Annotated in this window: 15 protein-coding genes; 12 read left to right on the top strand and 3 right to left on the bottom strand. The window is 70.4% G+C overall.

Translation table 11 applies throughout. The annotated features are described in order from the left end of the window. Positions 1–673 precede the first annotated feature (673 nt). The 5 genes from mshD to ABZ454_RS23235 all read left to right on the top strand — a co-directional run bounded on the left by mshD (position 674) and on the right by ABZ454_RS23235 (position 5,494). Positions 674–1,624, top strand: a complete 951-nt coding sequence (gene mshD, locus ABZ454_RS23215; protein ID WP_359540421.1) for a mycothiol synthase — start codon at positions 674–676, stop codon at positions 1,622–1,624. Positions 1,625–1,715: 91 nt separating this feature from the next. Then, positions 1,716–2,126 (top strand): GntR family transcriptional regulator, encoded by a 411-nt coding sequence (locus ABZ454_RS23220; RefSeq protein WP_356318784.1) that lies wholly within the window; start codon positions 1,716–1,718, stop codon positions 2,124–2,126. Then, positions 2,123–3,025 (top strand): ABC transporter ATP-binding protein, encoded by a 903-nt coding sequence (locus ABZ454_RS23225; RefSeq protein WP_359540425.1) that lies wholly within the window; start codon positions 2,123–2,125, stop codon positions 3,023–3,025. The genes ABZ454_RS23220 and ABZ454_RS23225 overlap by 4 nt, the downstream gene beginning before the upstream one ends. After that, positions 3,022–3,990 (top strand): hypothetical protein, encoded by a 969-nt coding sequence (locus ABZ454_RS23230; RefSeq protein ID WP_359540427.1) that lies wholly within the window; start codon positions 3,022–3,024, stop codon positions 3,988–3,990. Before ABZ454_RS23225 ends, ABZ454_RS23230 begins: the two co-directional genes overlap by 4 nt. Positions 3,991–4,093: 103 nt before the next feature. Continuing rightward, positions 4,094–5,494 (top strand): IS4 family transposase, encoded by a 1,401-nt coding sequence (locus ABZ454_RS23235; RefSeq protein WP_359540428.1) that lies wholly within the window; start codon positions 4,094–4,096, stop codon positions 5,492–5,494. On the opposite strand, the gene ABZ454_RS23240 is transcribed toward ABZ454_RS23235, so the two are convergent. Beyond that, positions 5,491–6,060, bottom strand: coding sequence for a hypothetical protein (locus tag ABZ454_RS23240; protein ID WP_359540430.1), 570 nt, complete (start codon positions 6,058–6,060; stop codon positions 5,491–5,493). The genes ABZ454_RS23235 and ABZ454_RS23240 overlap by 4 nt on opposite strands. Positions 6,061–6,422: 362 nt before the next feature. On the opposite strand from ABZ454_RS23240, the gene ABZ454_RS23245 reads away from it, so the two are divergent. From ABZ454_RS23245 to pstB, 7 genes are all read left to right on the top strand, one after another. Beyond that, positions 6,423–8,675, top strand: coding sequence for an RNA degradosome polyphosphate kinase (locus ABZ454_RS23245; protein WP_359540431.1), 2,253 nt, complete (start codon positions 6,423–6,425; stop codon positions 8,673–8,675). Then, positions 8,662–9,666 (top strand): CHAD domain-containing protein, encoded by a 1,005-nt coding sequence (locus ABZ454_RS23250; protein WP_356318780.1) that lies wholly within the window; start codon positions 8,662–8,664, stop codon positions 9,664–9,666. The genes ABZ454_RS23245 and ABZ454_RS23250 overlap by 14 nt, the downstream gene beginning before the upstream one ends. Continuing rightward, the gene (locus tag ABZ454_RS23255) at positions 9,663–10,103 is read left to right on the top strand and encodes an NUDIX hydrolase (RefSeq protein WP_356318779.1); all 441 of its coding nucleotides are present in this window, start codon (positions 9,663–9,665) and stop codon (positions 10,101–10,103) included. Before ABZ454_RS23250 ends, ABZ454_RS23255 begins: the two co-directional genes overlap by 4 nt. Positions 10,104–11,201: 1,098 nt before the next feature. Next, positions 11,202–12,338, top strand: a complete 1,137-nt coding sequence (pstS, locus tag ABZ454_RS23260) for a phosphate ABC transporter substrate-binding protein PstS (protein ID WP_359540434.1) — start codon at positions 11,202–11,204, stop codon at positions 12,336–12,338. Positions 12,339–12,503: 165 nt separating this feature from the next. Next, positions 12,504–13,496 carry a phosphate ABC transporter permease subunit PstC gene (gene pstC, locus ABZ454_RS23265; protein ID WP_359540437.1) on the top strand — a complete coding sequence of 331 codons (993 nt, stop codon included), beginning with the start codon at positions 12,504–12,506 and terminating at the stop codon, positions 13,494–13,496. Then, positions 13,493–14,575, top strand: coding sequence for a phosphate ABC transporter permease PstA (gene pstA / locus ABZ454_RS23270; protein WP_356318776.1), 1,083 nt, complete (start codon positions 13,493–13,495; stop codon positions 14,573–14,575). The genes pstC and pstA overlap by 4 nt, the downstream gene beginning before the upstream one ends. A gap of 24 nt (positions 14,576–14,599) precedes the next feature. Beyond that, positions 14,600–15,376: a phosphate ABC transporter ATP-binding protein PstB gene (gene pstB / locus ABZ454_RS23275; protein WP_356318775.1), complete on the top strand. Its 777-nt coding sequence runs from the start codon at positions 14,600–14,602 to the stop codon at positions 15,374–15,376. Positions 15,377–15,490: 114 nt separating this feature from the next. Here the strand turns inward: pstB and ABZ454_RS23280 are convergent, their stop codons facing one another. Together ABZ454_RS23280 and ABZ454_RS23285 are read right to left on the bottom strand one after the other, a co-directional pair. Next, on the bottom strand, positions 15,491–16,489 hold the full coding sequence (locus ABZ454_RS23280; protein WP_356318774.1) for an inorganic phosphate transporter: 999 nt from the start codon (positions 16,487–16,489) through the stop codon (positions 15,491–15,493). A gap of 5 nt (positions 16,490–16,494) precedes the next feature. After that, entirely contained in the window at positions 16,495–17,115 is a 621-nt protein-coding gene (locus ABZ454_RS23285) for a DUF47 family protein (RefSeq protein ID WP_359540441.1), read from the bottom strand. Between the last annotated feature and the right edge of the window lie 41 nt (positions 17,116–17,156).

Consider the following 17,156-nt stretch of genomic DNA (forward strand, 5'->3'; position numbering starts at 1 on the left):
CAATTAACTTTTTCCCCTCCCCCACTCTGTTCATTTGTGGACGGGCTGTTTTTGTGCGGGTTCCCCGCGGGGTCCCCTGCGGGGCGCTTCTGCTTGGTGGGTGGGGGTGGGGGCCCTCCGGGCAGACTCCTCAAAAATGGCGTGTGCACCCGACGACGCATCGGTACCCGGGTCGTACGCCATTTTCTGCGGGGACTGCCCTGCACGCCCCCACCCGGCATCAGTCGCGTCTGCACACCGGCCCATATGACCGTCGCAGACGCGAGACGGCCGGGGCCGGGGGCGTGCAGGGGAGTCCCCGCAGGACGACGAACATCGACCCGGGTCCGCTGCGTACCCGCGGAACGTTCGTCGTCCGAGGAGACGCCCCGGAGGGACCCCGGACCCCCACCCACCGGGCAGGCGCACACCCCGCGGAGCAACCCGCACACATCAAGCCCGTCCGGCGATTGAGGACGGAACCCCCGACGCCGGACCGGGGCGAACAACGAGCCCGCCCCGGACCACCGCACCCCGCGGAGCACCCGCACCACACCAAGCCCGTCCGGCGATTGAGGACGGAACCCCGCGCCCCGGACCGGGGCGAACAACCGGCCCGCCCCGCGCCAACAGAACCCCGCGCCCCGACAGGGGCAGGGCACAGAACCCCCGCCCCCGCCGTACGCTCGTACACATGACGACTGACGTACCCCTCCCCGCCCCCGGACGCGAGATCCAGACGCTCGACACCCTGTCCCCCGACCAGGCGGTCGCCGTCTCCGAGCTCCTCGCCGAAGCCGCACGGTCCGACGGCCGGCAGGCCGTGTCCGAGCAGGGGCGGCTGCAGCTGCGGGGCGGGCACCGGGACGGCGTGCGGCACTTCCTGCTGACCGCCGGCGGCACGCTGGTCGGGTACGCGCAACTGGAGGACACCGACCCCGTCGAGGCGCCGGCCGCCGAGCTGGTCGTGCACCCCTCGCACCGCGGCCACGGGCACGGGCGGGCGCTCGGGGCGGCCCTGCTCGCCGCCACCGGAAAGCGGCTGCGCGTCTGGGCGCACGGCGGGAAGTCCGCGGCACGGCACCTCGCGCAGGTGCTCGGCCTGTCGCTCTTCCGCGAACTCCGCCAGTTGCGCCGTCCGTTGAGCCCGCTGGACATCGCGGAGCCGGTACTGCCGCCGGGCGTCACCGTCCGCACCTTCGTGCCGGGCGAGGACGACGCCGCCTGGCTCTCCGTCAACAGCGCCGCGTTCGCCCACCACCCCGAGCAGGGCTCGCTGACCCAGCGCGACCTCGACGACCGCAAGGCCGAGGCGTGGTTCGACCCGAAGGGCTTCTTCCTCGCCGAGCGCGCGACCGGAGGCGGGGACGGCGCCGGGGGCAGCGAGCTGATCGGCTTCCACTGGACGAAGGTGCACGCCGACGAGCAGCTCGGCGAGGTGTACGTGGTCGGCATCCGGCCCGACGCGCAGGGCGGCGGCCTGGGCAAGGCGCTCACCGCGATCGGGCTGCGCCACCTGGCCGCCGAGGGGCTGCCCACCGCGATGCTCTACGTGGACGCGGACAACACCGCGGCCCTGACCGTCTACGAGCGGATGGGCTTCACCACCCACGAGGTGGACCTGATGTACCGCACGGAGTCCTGAGCACGCGTCAGAACCGCAAGGGGCGGCGTCGCTTGACGTCGCCCCTCTCTTGCGGCACCCTTTCACTACTCAATTAGTGAAAGGGGTGAAGATGGCACAGTCCGCAGCGGTCGAGTTCCGCATCGACCGGCGCAGCGGCGTCGCCACGTACCTCCAGATCGTCCAGCAGACCAAACAGGCCCTGCGGCTGGGGCTGCTGGAGCCCGGCGACCGGCTGCCCACCGCACGCGAGGTCGTGGAGGCCACCGCCATCAACCCGAACACCGTGCTCAAGGCCTACCGCGAGCTGGAGCGCGAGGGCCTCGTCGAGGCCCGGCGCGGCCTCGGCACCTTCGTCACCCGGACGCTCGGCGGCGCGGCCGCCGCCGACGACGCGCCGCTGCGCGCCGAACTCACCGACTGGGCGGTCCGGGCCCGCGCGGCCGGACTCGAGAGGGACGACGTGAGCGCGCTCTTCACCGCCGTACTGGACAAGGCTTTCGAGGGGGATCAGACCGGATGACAGGCGCTGCGATCGAGGCCGTCGGCCTCGGCATGAAGTACCGGAGCAGGGGCGGGGGCTGGGCGCTGCGCGACTGCTCGTTCCGGCTGCCCGAGGGGCGCGTGTGCGCCCTCGTCGGCCCCAACGGCGCCGGAAAGTCCACGCTGCTGGGCGTCGCCGCCGGGTTCCTGCGGCCCGCCGAGGGCACGGTACGGGTGCTCGGCTCGACGCCCGGCGAGGCCCGGGCCCGGATGGCGTTCGTCGCCCAGGACAAGCCGCTGTACCCGCAGTTGACGGTCACCGAGACCCTCTGGGCGGGCGCCGAGCTGAACCCGGCGACCTGGGACCAGGCCACCGCCGAACGCATCACCGCACCGCTCCCCGCGGACGCGAGGGTCCGCACGCTCTCCGGCGGTCAGCGCACCCGGCTCGCACTGGCCCTCGCCCTCGGCAAGCGGCCCGGACTCCTGCTGCTGGACGAGCCGATGGCCGACCTCGACCCGCTCGGCCGGCACCAGCTGATGGGCGCCCTCATGGCCGAGGCCGCCGAACACGGGACCACCATCGTGATGTCCTCGCACATCCTCACCGAGCTGGAGGGCGCCTGCGACTACCTCCTGCTCGTCGACGGCGGCCGGATCCGGCTCGGCGGCGAGTCGGACGACCTGCTGGCCGCGCACGCCCTGCTCACCGGTCCGGCCGGAGACCTCGCCCCGCACACCGTCGTCGAGTCCCGCACCACGGGACGGCGGCTGACCGCACTCGTCCGCAAGGAGGGCCCGGTGGACACCTCGGCCTGGGAAAGCACGGAACCGTCCCTGGAGGAGTTGCTGCTGGCGCACCTGCGGTCGCCCGACGCTCCCCCGCTGCTCACGCCGAGCGCGGACGCCGGGACCCTGGCGGCGGTGAGCGCCGCATGAGCACCCTCGCCCTGCGCGGCCCGGCCCGCGTCGTCTTACGCCAGCACCGCCGCGTCCTGTGGATCACGGGCGCGCTCGCACTCGCCGGGGTCGTCCTGCTGACCGCGTCCCTGTGGTGGAACGCGCGCACGGCGGACTCGTTCGCGGATTCCGGCTGCTCGTACCTGTACACCTCCCCCCGCTGTGGCGCGGCGTTCGACGACCTCCTCAGCCACCAGGCATGGCTCAGGGACGTGCTGCGGTACGCGGGCGCCGCCATGATGGTCCTGCCCGCGGCCGTCGGCGTGTTCGTCGCCGGTCCGATGATCGGCCGGGAGCTGGAGAGCGGTACCTACCGGCTGGCCTGGTCCCAGTCCGTCTCCCCCGCCCGCTGGCTCCTCGCCAAGCTCGCCGTTCCGGCGGTGATCGCGGTGGTGGCGGTGCCGGTGCTCTCGGCCGTCTACGCCTGGTGCCGGACCTCCCCCGACAGCGACCGCGTGGCCTGGTACGACTCGACCGCGTACGCCGCGACGGGCACGCTTCCCACGGCCTCGGTCCTGCTCGCCGTCGCCCTCGGCGCGCTCGTCGCGCTGCTGGTGCGCCGCACGCTCCTCGCCATGAGCATCACAGCCGCGGCCTACGGCGCGGTGGCACTCGCGCTCGGCGCCGTACGCAGCAGCCTGTGGGCGGTCGACACCGTGGTCACGCCCCTGAACGCCGCGGGCGGCCCGCCGGGCGACTCCCTGTGGGTCGGCGGAGGCCTGATGGCGGGGGGCCGGCGGCTGCCCGGCGACCTCTGCGACCCGGGCCCCGTACCCGACACGGACCGCTGCCTGGCGGACCACCACGTCACCGGCGCCTACGTCGACTACCACCCCGCCTCGCACTTCTGGCCCCTCCAGCTGGTCGGGACGGGCATCGTCCTCCTCCTCACCGCCGCCGCGGTCGCCCTCGCCTTCCGCGTCCTGCGCCGCCGCCACGCCTGAGAGGCGTCCGCGGCCCCGGGGGGCCTCGCGAACCCAATGCAGTTGCCTTTGAGCTGCGGGCATCGTTGCCCCATGTGTGACGGGGTGGGGCGCTGGCCAGCGGGTGCGGATCGGGATCCTGACGAAGGTGTTCACCGCTGAGCTGGTCGACGCTGCGATAGCCAAGCACGACCGGGCCGAGCGACGCCGCCGACTTCTGCCGGCCCGGCTGGTCGTGTACTTCGTACTGGCCTCGTGCCTCTTCGCCCGGGAGTCGTACGAGGAGGTACTGCGGATGCTGACCAGCGGTATCCCGGGCAGCCGGGCCCTCGCGCGGGTGAACCGGTCTTCGTTGTCCCGGGCTCGCGCCCGCCTCGGCGAGGACGTACTGGAGACCGTGTTCCGCCAGGTGGCTGGCCCGCTCGCGACGCTGGGCACGCCTGGCGCGTGGTGGCGGGGGCTGCGGCTCCTCGCCCTGGACGGCACCCAGTTCGATCTCCCGGATTCGACAAGCAACGGCGACACCTTCGACGGCCCCTCTACCACCGGCGGCATCCCCTTCGGATTCCCCCAGGTCAGGGCGGTGGTCCTCGCGGAGATCGGAACGCACGGAGTCCTCGATGCCCGTCTCGGCGGATACCGCGACGGCGAACGCAGCCTCGCCTACCCGCTGGCTGGCTCCACCGGCCCCGGAGACCTAGTCATCGCCGACCGCGGCTTCTGGTCGGTCGAGTTCGTTGACGTCTTCACGGTGGCGGGCGCGGATCTGCTGGTCAGGCTCCAGTCCAACCACCTTGGCACCGCCCAAGAAGAACTTCCGGACGGCTCGTACCTGTCGATGGCGCGACCAGGTAAGGATGTCCGGCTCCGAGCCACGCGAGAAGGCCGAACGCTGCCCAAGCACGTGATCTACCGGGTCATCACCTTCGCGAAGGACGACAAGGTCACCTACCTGGGCACGACGCTGCTCGACCCCGCGCAGTACCCGGCCGCCGAGCTGGTCGCGCTTTACCGGGAGCGTTGGGAGATCGAGCTCGCCTTCGACGAGATCAAGAACCACCTCGGCCCTGGCGGGCCGATCAGGTCACGCACGCCGGAAGGCGTCCGGCAGGAACTATGGGCCTACCTCGCCGTCCACCACGCGATCCGCCAGTTCGCCCACACAGCGGCGCTTGCCCGGCCAGCGGTGGATACCGACCGTGTTTCCTACCTGAAGTGCGTCCGCATCATTCGCCGCAGCATCCCGTCCCAGCTGGGGGCGACCGTCCCCAAGCTAACCCGCTCCTACACCGAGGCCAGGCAGGAAGCACGCAGCCGCCTCCTACCGACCCGCCGTAGCCGGGACTGCCCACGTGCGATCAAGAAGCCGAACCGATGGCCGGTGCTGAGGACCCGCGCAAGACGCAACACGGTGCAGCGCGGTCGCTGGGCCCACAACCCGACGGCGAAGCCGAAGAGCACCCGCCGGGCAGGACGACCGGCAAAACAGAATGCGTCTGCTCTGCCACCGCCCGCTGGCCCCTAATCGGGTAGTGCCAGCGCTTCGTCCCAGACATTGCCGCCTTCTGCCCAGGTCCACAGCCACTGGCGCAGCGATGGCGCCGCATAACGCAGGCCGTCATGAGGTTCCTGGCCCCAGTCCGGTTCCCAACCGTCTGCGTCCCAGAGCAGGACCGGGTGATCAACCGCTATCAACGAGACGTACCACTTCATGGTGCAGCCGCCCTCCGTCAAGAAGAACCACGACGCCGGCGACCCCCACTCCGTCCGCTTGGCGTGGATGGTCGTCGCGCAAGGCCAGTCGCCCATATGCCAATGCGGAATACGGCGCGGTGTCAGCGACGCGAGGCCGCCTTCCGGCCCGAACCCACCGTCGCCGACCTCCGTGTAGATGCGGCGGAGCAATTCAGGTAGGGGATACCCGAGGCTGCGTTCAGCAAGGTCCGCTTCTGTCTTCGTGAGAGGCGGGAACGGCTGATCCGGGAGAAGCCCAGGAGAGGGAGGCACACTCTCCAAGCCCCACGCAAGTGCGTGCAGCCTCTCCAGAAGCGCGTCGTCGTCCGCAGCAGTGCGGTGCGCAGCATCGGTCACGAGCTGGGACTGTAGTACGCGCCACTCCCTGGTCAGCCCGCGAGGCTAGGTGAAACCCACGTCAGCATGCGCCGGGCGTCAATCACCGAAGGGCGAAGCTGAGCTACCTCCGGCCAATGCAGTCCTAAGGCAACTGCATTGGCCTCGCGAACCCCCCGGGGCACGGCCACACCGCTTCCTGCATGTCATGTCGCCGTTACCGGGCATTCAGACACCCTTGCGACCCTCTCAGGATGCAGCCAGCTGTGCCGACCCCCCGCAACGGGAGAGATCCCGGCAGAGAGCGCACCGAGCGTGCGATCTCCGCGATCTCCACCCCCTCCGACGCGCCTGCGGAGCACTCCACGCGGAACAATGGGCCCATGAGCCAGCAGCCCAGCTCCGAGGCCTCGGTCCAGCCCCCCGCCCAGCCGTCCGTCGGCTCCCTCGCCGCGCACCGGCCGCACGCCGTCGCCACCCCGTCGTCCTCCCACGCCCTGTCCACCTCGGCCGACCTCGATCCCGACATCGACGCCGATGCCGACGCGTACGAACCCGACGCCGACGGGGACGAACTGCCCCAGGGGCGGTTCCTCGACCGGGAACGCAGTTGGCTCGCGTTCAACGAACGCGTTCTGGAACTGGCCGAGGACCCGGCGACCCCCCTCCTCGAACGGGCTAATTTCCTCGCCATCTTCGCCTCGAACCTGGACGAGTTCTTCATGGTCCGGGTGGCGGGCCTCAAGCGCCGCATCGCGACCGGTGTGGCGACCCGGTCCGCCTCCGGCCTCCAGCCCCGCGAGGTCCTGGACCTGATCTGGACCCGCTCGCGCGAGCTCATGGCCCGGCACGCCGCCTGCTACCAGCAGGACGTCGCCCCCGCCCTGTCCGACGAGGGCATCCAGCTGATCCGCTGGCCGGAGCTGACCGAGAAGGAACAGGCCCGGCTGTTCACCTTCTTCCGCCAGCGCGTCTTCCCGGTGCTGACCCCGCTCGCCGTCGACCCGGCGCACCCCTTCCCGTACATCTCCGGCCTCTCGCTCAACCTCGCCGTCGTCGTACGCAACCCGGTCAGCGGACACCGCCACTTCGCCCGGGTCAAGGTGCCGCCGCTGCTGACCCGCTTCCTGGAGGCCTCACCGCAGCGCTACGTCCCCATCGAGGACGTCATCGCCGCCCACCTCGAAGAGCTCTTCCCCGGCATGGAGGTCCTCGCGCACCACATGTTCCGGGTCACCAGGAACGAGGACCTGGAGGTCGAGGAGGACGACGCGGAGAATCTCCTCAAGGCCCTGGAGAAGGAGCTCATGCGGCGCCGCTTCGGCCCGCCGGTCCGTCTGGAGGTCGAGGAGTCCATCGACCCGTACGTGCTGGACCTGCTGGTACGCGAGCTCAAGGTGTCCGACGCCGAGGTCTACCCGCTGCCCGGACCGCTCGACCTCACCGGGCTGTTCGGCATAGCGTCGCTGGACCGGCCCGAGCTGAAGTACCCCAAGTTCATCGCCGGCACGCACCGCGACCTCGCCGAGGTCGAGTCCGCCTCCGCGCCCGACATCTTCGCCGCCCTGCGCGAACGCGACGTGCTGCTGCACCACCCGTACGACTCCTTCTCCACCTCCGTCCAGGCCTTCCTGGAACAGGCGGCCGGCGACCCCGACGTCCTCGCGATCAAGCAGACGCTCTACCGGACCTCGGGCGACTCCCCGATAGTGGACGCCCTCATCGACGCCGCCGAGTCCGGCAAGCAGGTCCTCGTGCTCGTCGAGATCAAGGCCCGCTTCGACGAGCAGGCCAACATCAAGTGGGCGCGCAAGCTGGAGGAGGCGGGCTGCCACGTCGTCTACGGGCTCGTCGGCCTGAAGACGCACTGCAAGCTCTCGCTCGTCGTCCGCCAGGAGGGCGACACCCTGCGCCGCTACTCGCACGTCGGCACGGGCAACTACCACCCCAAGACCGCCCGGCTGTACGAGGACCTCGGCCTGCTCACCGCCGACCCGCAGGTCGGCGCGGACCTCTCCGACCTCTTCAACCGGCTCTCCGGCTACTCACGCCGCGAGACCTACCGCCGCCTGCTCGTCGCCCCGAAGTCACTGCGCGACGGGCTGATCGTCCGCATCAACAAGGAGATCGCGCACCAGCGGGCCGGACGCCCCGCCTACGTACGCATCAAGGTCAACTCGATGGTCGACGAAGCGATCATCGACGCCTGCTACCGGGCCGCGCAGGCCGGCGTCCCCGTCGACATCTGGGTCCGCGGCATCTGCGCGATCCGCCCCGGCGTCACCGGCCTCTCCGAGAACGTCCGGGTGCGCTCCGTCCTGGGACGCTTCCTCGAACACTCCCGGGTCTTCTCGTTCGGCAACGGCGGCGAACCCGAAGTCTGGTTCGGCAGCGCCGACATGATGCACCGCAACCTCGACCGCCGCATCGAGGCCCTGGTCCGGGTGACCGACCCCGCGCACCGGGCAGCGCTCAGCCGGCTCCTGGAGACCGGCATGGCCGACACCACCTCCTCCTGGCACCTGGGCCCCGACGGGGAGTGGACCCGGCACGCCACGGACGCGGAGGGCCGGCCGCTGCGGCACGTACAGGAAATGCTCATTGACGCCCGGAGGCGCCGGCGTGCGACGCCCTGACCACCAGACACAGGCCGACGTGACCGCGGGGGCGGTGCTCGCCCCGTACCTGCGGACACAAGCCGCGGAGTTCCTGCGCAGCCTGCGTCTGCACCGCGAGAACAGTGCCCCCACCGACGCAGGACCCCGGGCCGCCGAACAGGCCACCGGGGCGCTGCGCCGCTCGTCCCGCCGGATCAGCGGCACCCTGCACACCTTCCGGGCGGCGCTCGACCCGCTCTGGGCCGAGCACCTGCGCACCGAACTGGCCTGGCTGTCCGGCACCCTCGCCCGCGAGCACGCGTACGCGGGCCGGCTGACCCGGCTCCTCGAAGCACTGCACGGACTGTCGGGGGCGCCCCTGCCGGCGGCCCGCGCCGAGACCGGCGCCGCCACCGCCGTCGCCGTCGTCGACAAGGAGCGCGCCGTCCTCGGCGTCGGCGCCGCCCGCGCCGGAGCCCTGCTGGAACGGCAGCTGACCCTCGCCCGCACCCGCGCCCACTCCGCGGCGCTCCAGGCGCTCGGCTCCTCACGCTTCCACGCGGTGGCCGACGCGGTCGCGCTCCTCGCCTCCGAGGTCCCGCTGTCCGCCGCGGCCGCCGAACCCGCCGGTGAGCTGCTGCGGGAGCCCGCCGACCGGGCGGAACAACGGCTGCTCGGCGCCGTCGCGGCGCTCCGCTCCGACGAGGCGGCCGAGCCGTACAACGAGGCCCACGACGCGCCCTGGCACCAGACCCGGCTGCTGCTGCGCCTGCACCGGTACGCCCACGAGGTGGTGCGGGGCGCCCCCGACCCGGTCCTGGCCGGCCCCGGTCACGCGCTCGATCTGCACCGGGACGCGGCGGAGGCGGCCGCGGCGGCCTCCGCGGCCGCCCGCACCCCCCGCATCGCCCCGACGACCGCGTACGCCCTGGGGGTGCTCCACGCCGACCAGCGCCACGAGGTGGAGGCGGCGCGGGCGGTCTTCCGGGAGTGCTGGCCCTACGCGACGGCGACGGCGGTCCGGCCATGACCCGGGCGGTGGGCGATGTGGTGCGGGCGGCCGGCTGCGTGCTGTGGCGGCGCTCCCCCGCGTCCGCCGTCGGGGACGTGGAGCTCTGCCTCGTACACCGGCCGCGTTATGACGACTGGTCCTTCCCGAAGGGCAAGCTGAAGCGCGGGGAGGGGGCGCTCGACGGTGCGCTGCGTGAGGTTCTGGAGGAGACGGGCCACCACTGCGTGCCGGGCCCCGCGCTGCCCACGGCCCGGTACGAGGCGGGCGGGCGGCCGAAGGAGGTCCGCTACTGGGCGGCCGAAGCGGCGGAGGGCTCCTTCGAGCCGAGCGACGAGGTCGACCGCATCGTCTGGCTCCCCCCGTCAGCCGCGCGGGAGCGGCTCACCCAGGACCGGGACGCGTGGCTCGTCGACGTCTTCGTCACCACACTTCGCTCCACCGGCGAATTGCCGTGAAATAGCGCGTCGAGGCCCCCGGACACCGATCCCGGTGTTCCCGCGCCCCGGATCCGCACCACCCGCGCGCATCCGATCCCGTCGTCCCCGACAGGCTTTCCGGGCCGCTCAGAAGGGCGCTCCATCGCGACCGCCGACGAGGCACGCGATTCCCGGTGCCGGGAATCGCCGGATGCACCGCCCCCTGGATCGCAGTTCCTGCACGGAATGCGATGCCCGTCCCGCTGTCGCCGCAATCGGTAGCGAGAGAGATTATCCCGCCGGAATTGTTGCCGTAACAGCCACCGGACGCCTACGTGACGGCCTTTACGTGAGGCACTTTCCGGCGGCGTAAACGGCGGCGAGTCCGGCGTCATGAGCGAGTGGATCCCGCCGGCGCTCCCCGCGCTGCCGCCGACAGCGGTGCGACGCTCAGCAACGCGCGCATCAGCGCCGGTGAGGCGGGCTCGGCTGTCACCGTCACCCGCCGGACGTCGACCTGACTCCGGGGCAACCGAATCCCGCGACGCGCGCGGCCGGAGCGATCGTGACCGCACCGCCGGCGAGAGCGGCAAGGCCGTGGAGAACCACCGGCACGCGCGAGTACGTACCCACACCCCTGATGCAGAGTCACCCGGCACTGGTTCACTGCGCTATCGCATTCCGGTGCATGTCGAAGTCGGTTGAATGCGTCCCCCCACACCGTTTGAGCGCACCGATCCCTCTCGCGATACATCTGCTCCCTTCCCCGCCGGGCCGGCCCGGAGGCATATTCCACAGGAGCCGGCGCACATTCCGCTCAGACTTCCACCGGGCCTGCCCTCCGGGAAATGACAAAGCGATACCACCCTTCGGGTAGCACCGTCGGAATTCCACCTGATCCAGGGTTCCGGAGCCCCCCTCGGCCCGTGCCGTTCCGCCCCTCGGGCGGGCGGCGAAAGGCGGCACCTCGCCGTAGGTCAAGGTTCACCTCTCGTTCACTCACCCCCGTCGGCCGCTTCACCTGTTCTGCCTAATTTCGGACGTACCAGGTGCACGGCACACGCCCACCGCACCACTCCCTCGCACGCCGTCGTAGACCGAAACCACCGCGGCGGCTCCTGGAAGGAACACCCGAAAGTGAAGCTTCAGCGCAAGAACCGGCTTCGTGCCACCGCGCTCGGTGCCCTCGCCGTCTCCGGCGCCCTGGTCCTCACGGCGTGCGGTTCGGACAACAACAGCGGCGGCGACACCGGCGGGAGCGGCGGCCAGACGAAGGCCGCGTCGAACGTCAAGTGCGACGGTGCCAAGGGTCAGCTGCGCGCCTCCGGGTCCAGCGCACAGAAGAACGCCATGGACCTCTGGGTCAAGGAGTACATGGCGGCCTGCTCCGGCGTGGAGATCAACTACAACTCCTCCTCGTCCGGCGAGGGCATCGTCGCCTTCAACCAGGGCACCGTCGGCTTCGCCGGTTCCGACTCGGCGCTGAAGCCCGAGGAGGTCGCCGACTCGAAGAAGATCTGCAAGAGCGGCCAGGGCATCAACCTCCCGATGGTCGGCGGCCCGATCGCGATCGGCTTCCACCTCGACGGCGTCGACAGCCTCACGCTGGACGCCCCCACCCTCGCCAAGATCTTCGACACGAAGATCAAGAAGTGGAACGACGAGGCGATCGCCAAGCTGAACCCGGGTGCCAAGCTCCCGGACAAGGCGATCCAGCCCTTCCACCGCTCCGAGGACTCCGGCACCACCCAGAACCTCGGCAAGTACCTGGGCGCGGCCGCCCCGGCCGACTGGAAGTACGAAGCCGAGAAGAAGTGGCCGGCCCCCGGCGGCCAGGGCGCCACCTCCTCGTCCGGCGTCGCCACCCAGGTGAAGCAGGTCGACGGGTCGATCGGCTACTTCGAGCTCTCGTACGCCGCCTCGCAGCAGATCACCACCGTCGACATCAACACCGGTGGCTCCGCCCCGGTCAAGGCCTCCTCGGAGAACGCGTCCAAGGCCATCGCCGCCGCCAAGATCAAGGGCACCGGCAAGGACCTGGCGCTCTCCCTCGACTACACCACCAAGGCCGACGGCGCCTACCCGCTGGTCCTCGTGACGTACGAGGTCGTCTGCGACACCGGCAACAAGGCCGACACCCTCGGCACCGTCAAGTCCTTCCTGACCTACACCGCCTCCGCGGACGGCCAGAAGCTGCTCACCGAGGCCGGCTACGCCCCGATCCCCGACGCGATCAACGCGAAGGTCCGCGAGACGGTCGCCGGCCTCTCGTAACCACGCCGCCCCACCCGCACGACGCACGACGCAACAGGCGGCCCGGTCCGGTGCACCCCTCCGGACCGGCCCGCCACCCCGACCCATCCGGTGCACCGCCGCCAGGGGAGCCCCGGAGAGTGCCTGACAGGCGCCCCCGACTCCCCCACACAGACCGGAAAGACCATGGCTTCCACCACACAGACAGAAATCCCACCGGCCCCGCCGGGCCCACGCCCGCGGCCCAGGTCCACGGGCCGCGCCGGCGACAGGATCTTCCTGGGCCTGTCCCGCGGCTCGGGCATCCTGCTGCTCGTGATCATGGCGTCGATCGCCGTGTTCCTCAGTTACCGCGCCGCGATCGCCATCTCCGAGGACGAGGGCAACTTCCTCACCACCTTCGACTGGAACCCGGCCGGCGACCCGCCCGTCTTCGGCATCGCCGTCCTGCTCTTCGGCACCGTCGTCAGCTCGATCATCGCGATGGTCATCGCGGTTCCGATCGCTGTCGGCATCGCCCTGTTCATCTCGCACTACGCACCGCGCAAGCTCGCCGGCGCGATCGCGTACGTCATCGACCTGCTCGCCGCGGTGCCCAGCATCGTCTACGGCATCTGGGGCGCGCTCGTCCTCGTGCCGTACCTCGAAGGCCTCAACCTCTGGCTCGACCAGTTCTTCGGCTGGACGTACCTCTTCGAGAAGACCGAGATCGGCGTCGCCCGCTCGCTCTTCACCGTCGGCATCCTGCTCGCCATCATGATCCTGCCGATCGTGACCAGCGTCAGCCGCGAGGTCTTCCTCCAGGTCCCCCGGATGAACGAGGAGGCCGCGCTCGCGCTCGGGGCCACCCGCTGGGAGGTCATCCGCTTCTCCGTGCTGCCCTTCGGGCGCTCCGGCGTGATCTCCGCCTCGATGCTGGGCCTCGGCCGTGCGCTCGGCGAGACGATGGCCGTCGCCACGGTCCTGTCGCCGAGCTTCCTCATCTCGCTGCACGTGCTCAACCCGGGCGGCGGGACGTTCGCCCAGAACATCGCCGCGAAGTTCGGCGAGGCCGACGCGTTCGGGCGCGACGCCCTGATCGCCTCCGGCCTGGTCCTCTTCGTCCTCACCCTGCTGGTCAACGGCGCCGCGCGGCTCATCATCGCCCGCCGCAAGGAGTACTCGGGGGCCAACGCATGAGCCACGCATCCACCAGCGTCCAGGAACGCCCGACGCCCACACCGCCCGCGCCGGTGGGCAGCCTCAGCAGCCGGGCCCTTCCCCGCCTGGCCCCGCTCGGGTTCGCCGTCGTGTCGATCGCCCTCGGCGTCGGCATCGGGGCGGCCGCCGGCTGGCACAGCCGCGTCCAGTGGGGCCTGCTCTCCGCGCTGCTCTTCCTGGCGATCTCGTACGTCGCGACCAGCGTCGTGGAGAACCAGCGCCAGGCCAAGGACCGCCTCGCCACCAGCCTCGTCTGGGTCTGCTTCCTGATCGCCGTCGTCCCGCTGGCCTCCCTGCTCTGGACGACCATCAGCCGCGGCTCGGAACGCCTGGACGGTTACTTCCTGACCCACTCGATGGCCGGCGTCCTCGGCCCCGAGGCCAGCGGCGGCGTCTACCACGCACTGATCGGCACGCTGGAGCAGGTCGGCATCGCCACGGTGATCTCCGCCCCGATCGGCCTGCTCACCGCGGTCTACCTGGTGGAGTACGGCAAGGGCGCGCTGGCCAAGGCCGTCACCTTCTTCGTCGACGTGATGACCGGCATCCCGTCCATCGTCGCCGGTCTCTTCGTCCTCTCGATCATGCTGATCGCGGGACTCGAGCCCTCCGGCCTGATGGGCGCCCTGGCCCTGTCGATCCTGATGATCCCGGTCGTGGTCCGCTCCACCGAGGAGATGCTGAAGCTCGTACCGAACGAGCTCCGCGAGGCCTCCCTCGCCCTCGGCATCCCGAAGTGGCGCACCATCCTCAAGGTGGTCCTCCCGACCGCGATCGGCGGCATCGCCACCGGCGTCATGCTCGCCATCGCGCGCATCGCCGGCGAGACCGCGCCGATCATCCTGCTGGTCTTCGGCAGCCAGCTGATCAACCCGAACCCCTTCGAAGGCGCCCAGTCGTCACTGCCGTTCTACATCTACGAGCAGTACAAGATCGGCGAGACCGCGTCCTACGACCGCGCGTGGGCGGCCGCCCTGGTCCTGATCGCCTTCGTCATGATCCTCAACCTGGTGGCCCGCGGCATCGCCCGCTGGAAGGCCCCGAAGACCGGCCGCTAGGTCCGGCGGAAAGCAGTGATTCAGATGGCCAAGCGCATCGACATCAGCGGCCTGTCGGCCTTCTACGGCAGCCACAAGGCGATCGACGACATCTCCATGACCGTGGAGCCCCGCTCCGTGACCGCCTTCATCGGCCCGTCCGGCTGCGGCAAGTCCACCTTCCTGCGCACCCTGAACCGGATGCACGAGGTCACCCCCGGTGGCCGCGTCGAGGGCAAGGTGCTGCTGGACGACGAGAACCTGTACGGATCGAACGTCGACCCGGTCACCGTGCGCCGCACGGTGGGCATGGTCTTCCAGCGCCCGAACCCGTTCCCGACCATGTCGATCTTCGACAACGTGGCGGCGGGCCTGCGGCTCAACGGCAAGTACCGCAAGAGCGCGCTCAGCGACATCGTGGAGAAGTCGCTGCGCGGCGCGAACCTCTGGAACGAGGTCAAGGACCGGCTGAACAAGCCCGGCTCCGGCCTCTCCGGCGGTCAGCAGCAGCGTCTGTGCATCGCCCGCGCCATCGCGGTCGAGCCCGACGTCCTGCTCATGGACGAGCCGTGCTCCGCCCTGGACCCGATCTCCACCCTCGCCATCGAGGACCTGATCGGCGAGCTGAAGGAACGCTTCACGATCGTCATCGTGACGCACAACATGCAGCAGGCGGCCCGGGTCTCGGACCGCACGGCGTTCTTCAACCTCGCGGCGGTCGGCATGCCCGGCAAGCTCGTCGAGATCGACGAGACGGAGCGCATCTTCTCCAACCCCTCGGTCCAGGCCACGGAGGACTACATCTCCGGCCGCTTCGGCTGAGCCCAGACGGCCTTGAGGTGCTGCATGGCGGTGCCACCGCAAGGCGAAGGGTCCGCCCCGCTCCCCCGTGAGGGGAGCGGGGCGGACCCATGCGTCCGTACGGTCCGCGGACCGCTAACCGAACAACAGCGCGACGATCCCGTAGCTCGCGGCGGCGACCAGTCCCGCCGCCGGCATCGTGATGAACCAGCCCAGGATGATGTTCTTCGCCACACCCCAGCGGACCGCGTTCACCCGCTTCGTGGCGCCGACACCCATGATCGCCGAGGTGATGACGTGCGTCGTCGAGATCGGCGCGTGGAACAGGAACGCGGAGCCGAACATGATCGACGCCCCCGTCGTCTCGGCGGCGAAGCCCTGCGGCGGGTCCAGCTCGATGATCTTCCGGCCGAGCGTACGCATGATGCGCCAGCCACCGGCGTACGTGCCCAGCGACAGCATCAGCGCGCAGACGAGCTTCACCCAGACCGGGATCGGGTCGCTCGGCGACTCCACGTCGGCGATGACCAGGGCCATCACCACGATGCCCATCGTCTTCTGCGCGTCCTGCAGACCGTGACCGAGCGCCATGCCGGCGGCCGAGACGGTCTGGGCGATCCGGAACCCGCGCTTGGCCTTGTGCGGGTTGGCCTTCCGGAACATCCACATGATCGCGACCATCACCAGATACCCGACGACCAGGCCGATCACCGGCGAGATGAACATCGGGATGACGACCTTGTCGAGCACGCCGTCCCAGTGGACCAGCGTCCCGCCGGCGAGCGCCGCACCGACCATTCCGCCGAACAGGGCGTGGGAGGACGACGACGGCAGCCCGAAGTACCAGGTGACGAGGTTCCAGATGACCGCGCCGACGAGCGCCGCGAAGAGGATGCCCATCCCCTTGTTGCCCTCGGGCGTCGCGATCAGGCCCTCACTGACGGTCTTGGCGACCCCGCTGCCGAGGAACGCGCCGGCGAGGTTCATCACCGCGGCCATCGCCAGCGCGGCGCGCGGGGTGAGCGCGCGCGTGGAGACGGACGTGGCGATCGCGTTCGCCGAGTCGTGGAAGCCGTTCGTGTAGGTGAAGCCGAGCGCGACGCCGATGGTCACGATCAGCACAAAGGTGTCCACGTGGTTCAGGACTCCTTGACCGCGATGGTCTCCACCGTGTTCGCGACGTGCTCGAACGCGTCCGCAGCCTCTTCCAGCACATCCACGATCTGCTTCAGCTTCAGCACCTCCATGGCGTCGTACTTGCCGTTGAAGAGCTGGGCGAGCAGCTTGCGGTGGATCTGGTCGGCCTGGTTCTCCAGGCGGTTGACCTCGATCCAGTACTCGGTGAGGTTGTCCATGGTGCGCAGACCGGGCATGGCCTCGGCGGTCAGCTCGGCCGCGCGCGCCAGTACCTCGATCTGCTGCTCGACACCCTTGGGGAGCTCCTCGACCTGGTACAGAACGACCAGGTCGACGGCCTCCTCCATGAAGTCCATGATGTCGTCGAGCGACGACGCCAGGTTATAGATGTCCTCGCGGTCGAACGGCGTGATGAATGAGGAGTTCAGCTGGTGGAAGATCGCGTGGGTGGCATCGTCCCCCGCGTGCTCCGCTGCCCGCATGCGCTCCGCGATCTCGACTCGGGAGGCAGAATCCGCCCCGAGCAGTTCCATGAGGAGTTTCGAGCCCGTGACGATGTTGTCCGCGGATGCGGAGAACATGTCGTAGAAGCTCGTCTCCCTGGGGGTCAGACGAAAGCGCACGTGGGGTCCTCGGGGTGCTTTGGATTCGGTCAGGCTGATGC

This window comes from Streptomyces sp. NPDC005803, from assembly GCF_040630435.1.
Lineage (GTDB): Bacteria > Actinomycetota > Actinomycetes > Streptomycetales > Streptomycetaceae > Streptomyces.

What these genes read in the sequence shown, in the direction of transcription:
- pstA (WP_356318776.1), top strand. Translation starts at nt 13,493, where the DNA reads ATGAGCCACGCATCCACCAGCGTCCAGGAACGCCCGACGCCCACACCG.
- ABZ454_RS23255 (WP_356318779.1), top strand. Translation starts at nt 9,663, where the DNA reads ATGACCCGGGCGGTGGGCGATGTGGTGCGGGCGGCCGGCTGCGTGCTG.
- ABZ454_RS23225 (WP_359540425.1), top strand. Translation starts at nt 2,123, where the DNA reads ATGACAGGCGCTGCGATCGAGGCCGTCGGCCTCGGCATGAAGTACCGG.
- mshD (WP_359540421.1), top strand. Translation starts at nt 674, where the DNA reads ATGACGACTGACGTACCCCTCCCCGCCCCCGGACGCGAGATCCAGACG.
- ABZ454_RS23220 (WP_356318784.1), top strand. Translation starts at nt 1,716, where the DNA reads ATGGCACAGTCCGCAGCGGTCGAGTTCCGCATCGACCGGCGCAGCGGC.
- pstB (WP_356318775.1), top strand. Translation starts at nt 14,600, where the DNA reads ATGGCCAAGCGCATCGACATCAGCGGCCTGTCGGCCTTCTACGGCAGC.
- ABZ454_RS23230 (WP_359540427.1), top strand. Translation starts at nt 3,022, where the DNA reads ATGAGCACCCTCGCCCTGCGCGGCCCGGCCCGCGTCGTCTTACGCCAG.
- ABZ454_RS23245 (WP_359540431.1), top strand. Translation starts at nt 6,423, where the DNA reads ATGAGCCAGCAGCCCAGCTCCGAGGCCTCGGTCCAGCCCCCCGCCCAG.
- pstC (WP_359540437.1), top strand. Translation starts at nt 12,504, where the DNA reads ATGGCTTCCACCACACAGACAGAAATCCCACCGGCCCCGCCGGGCCCA.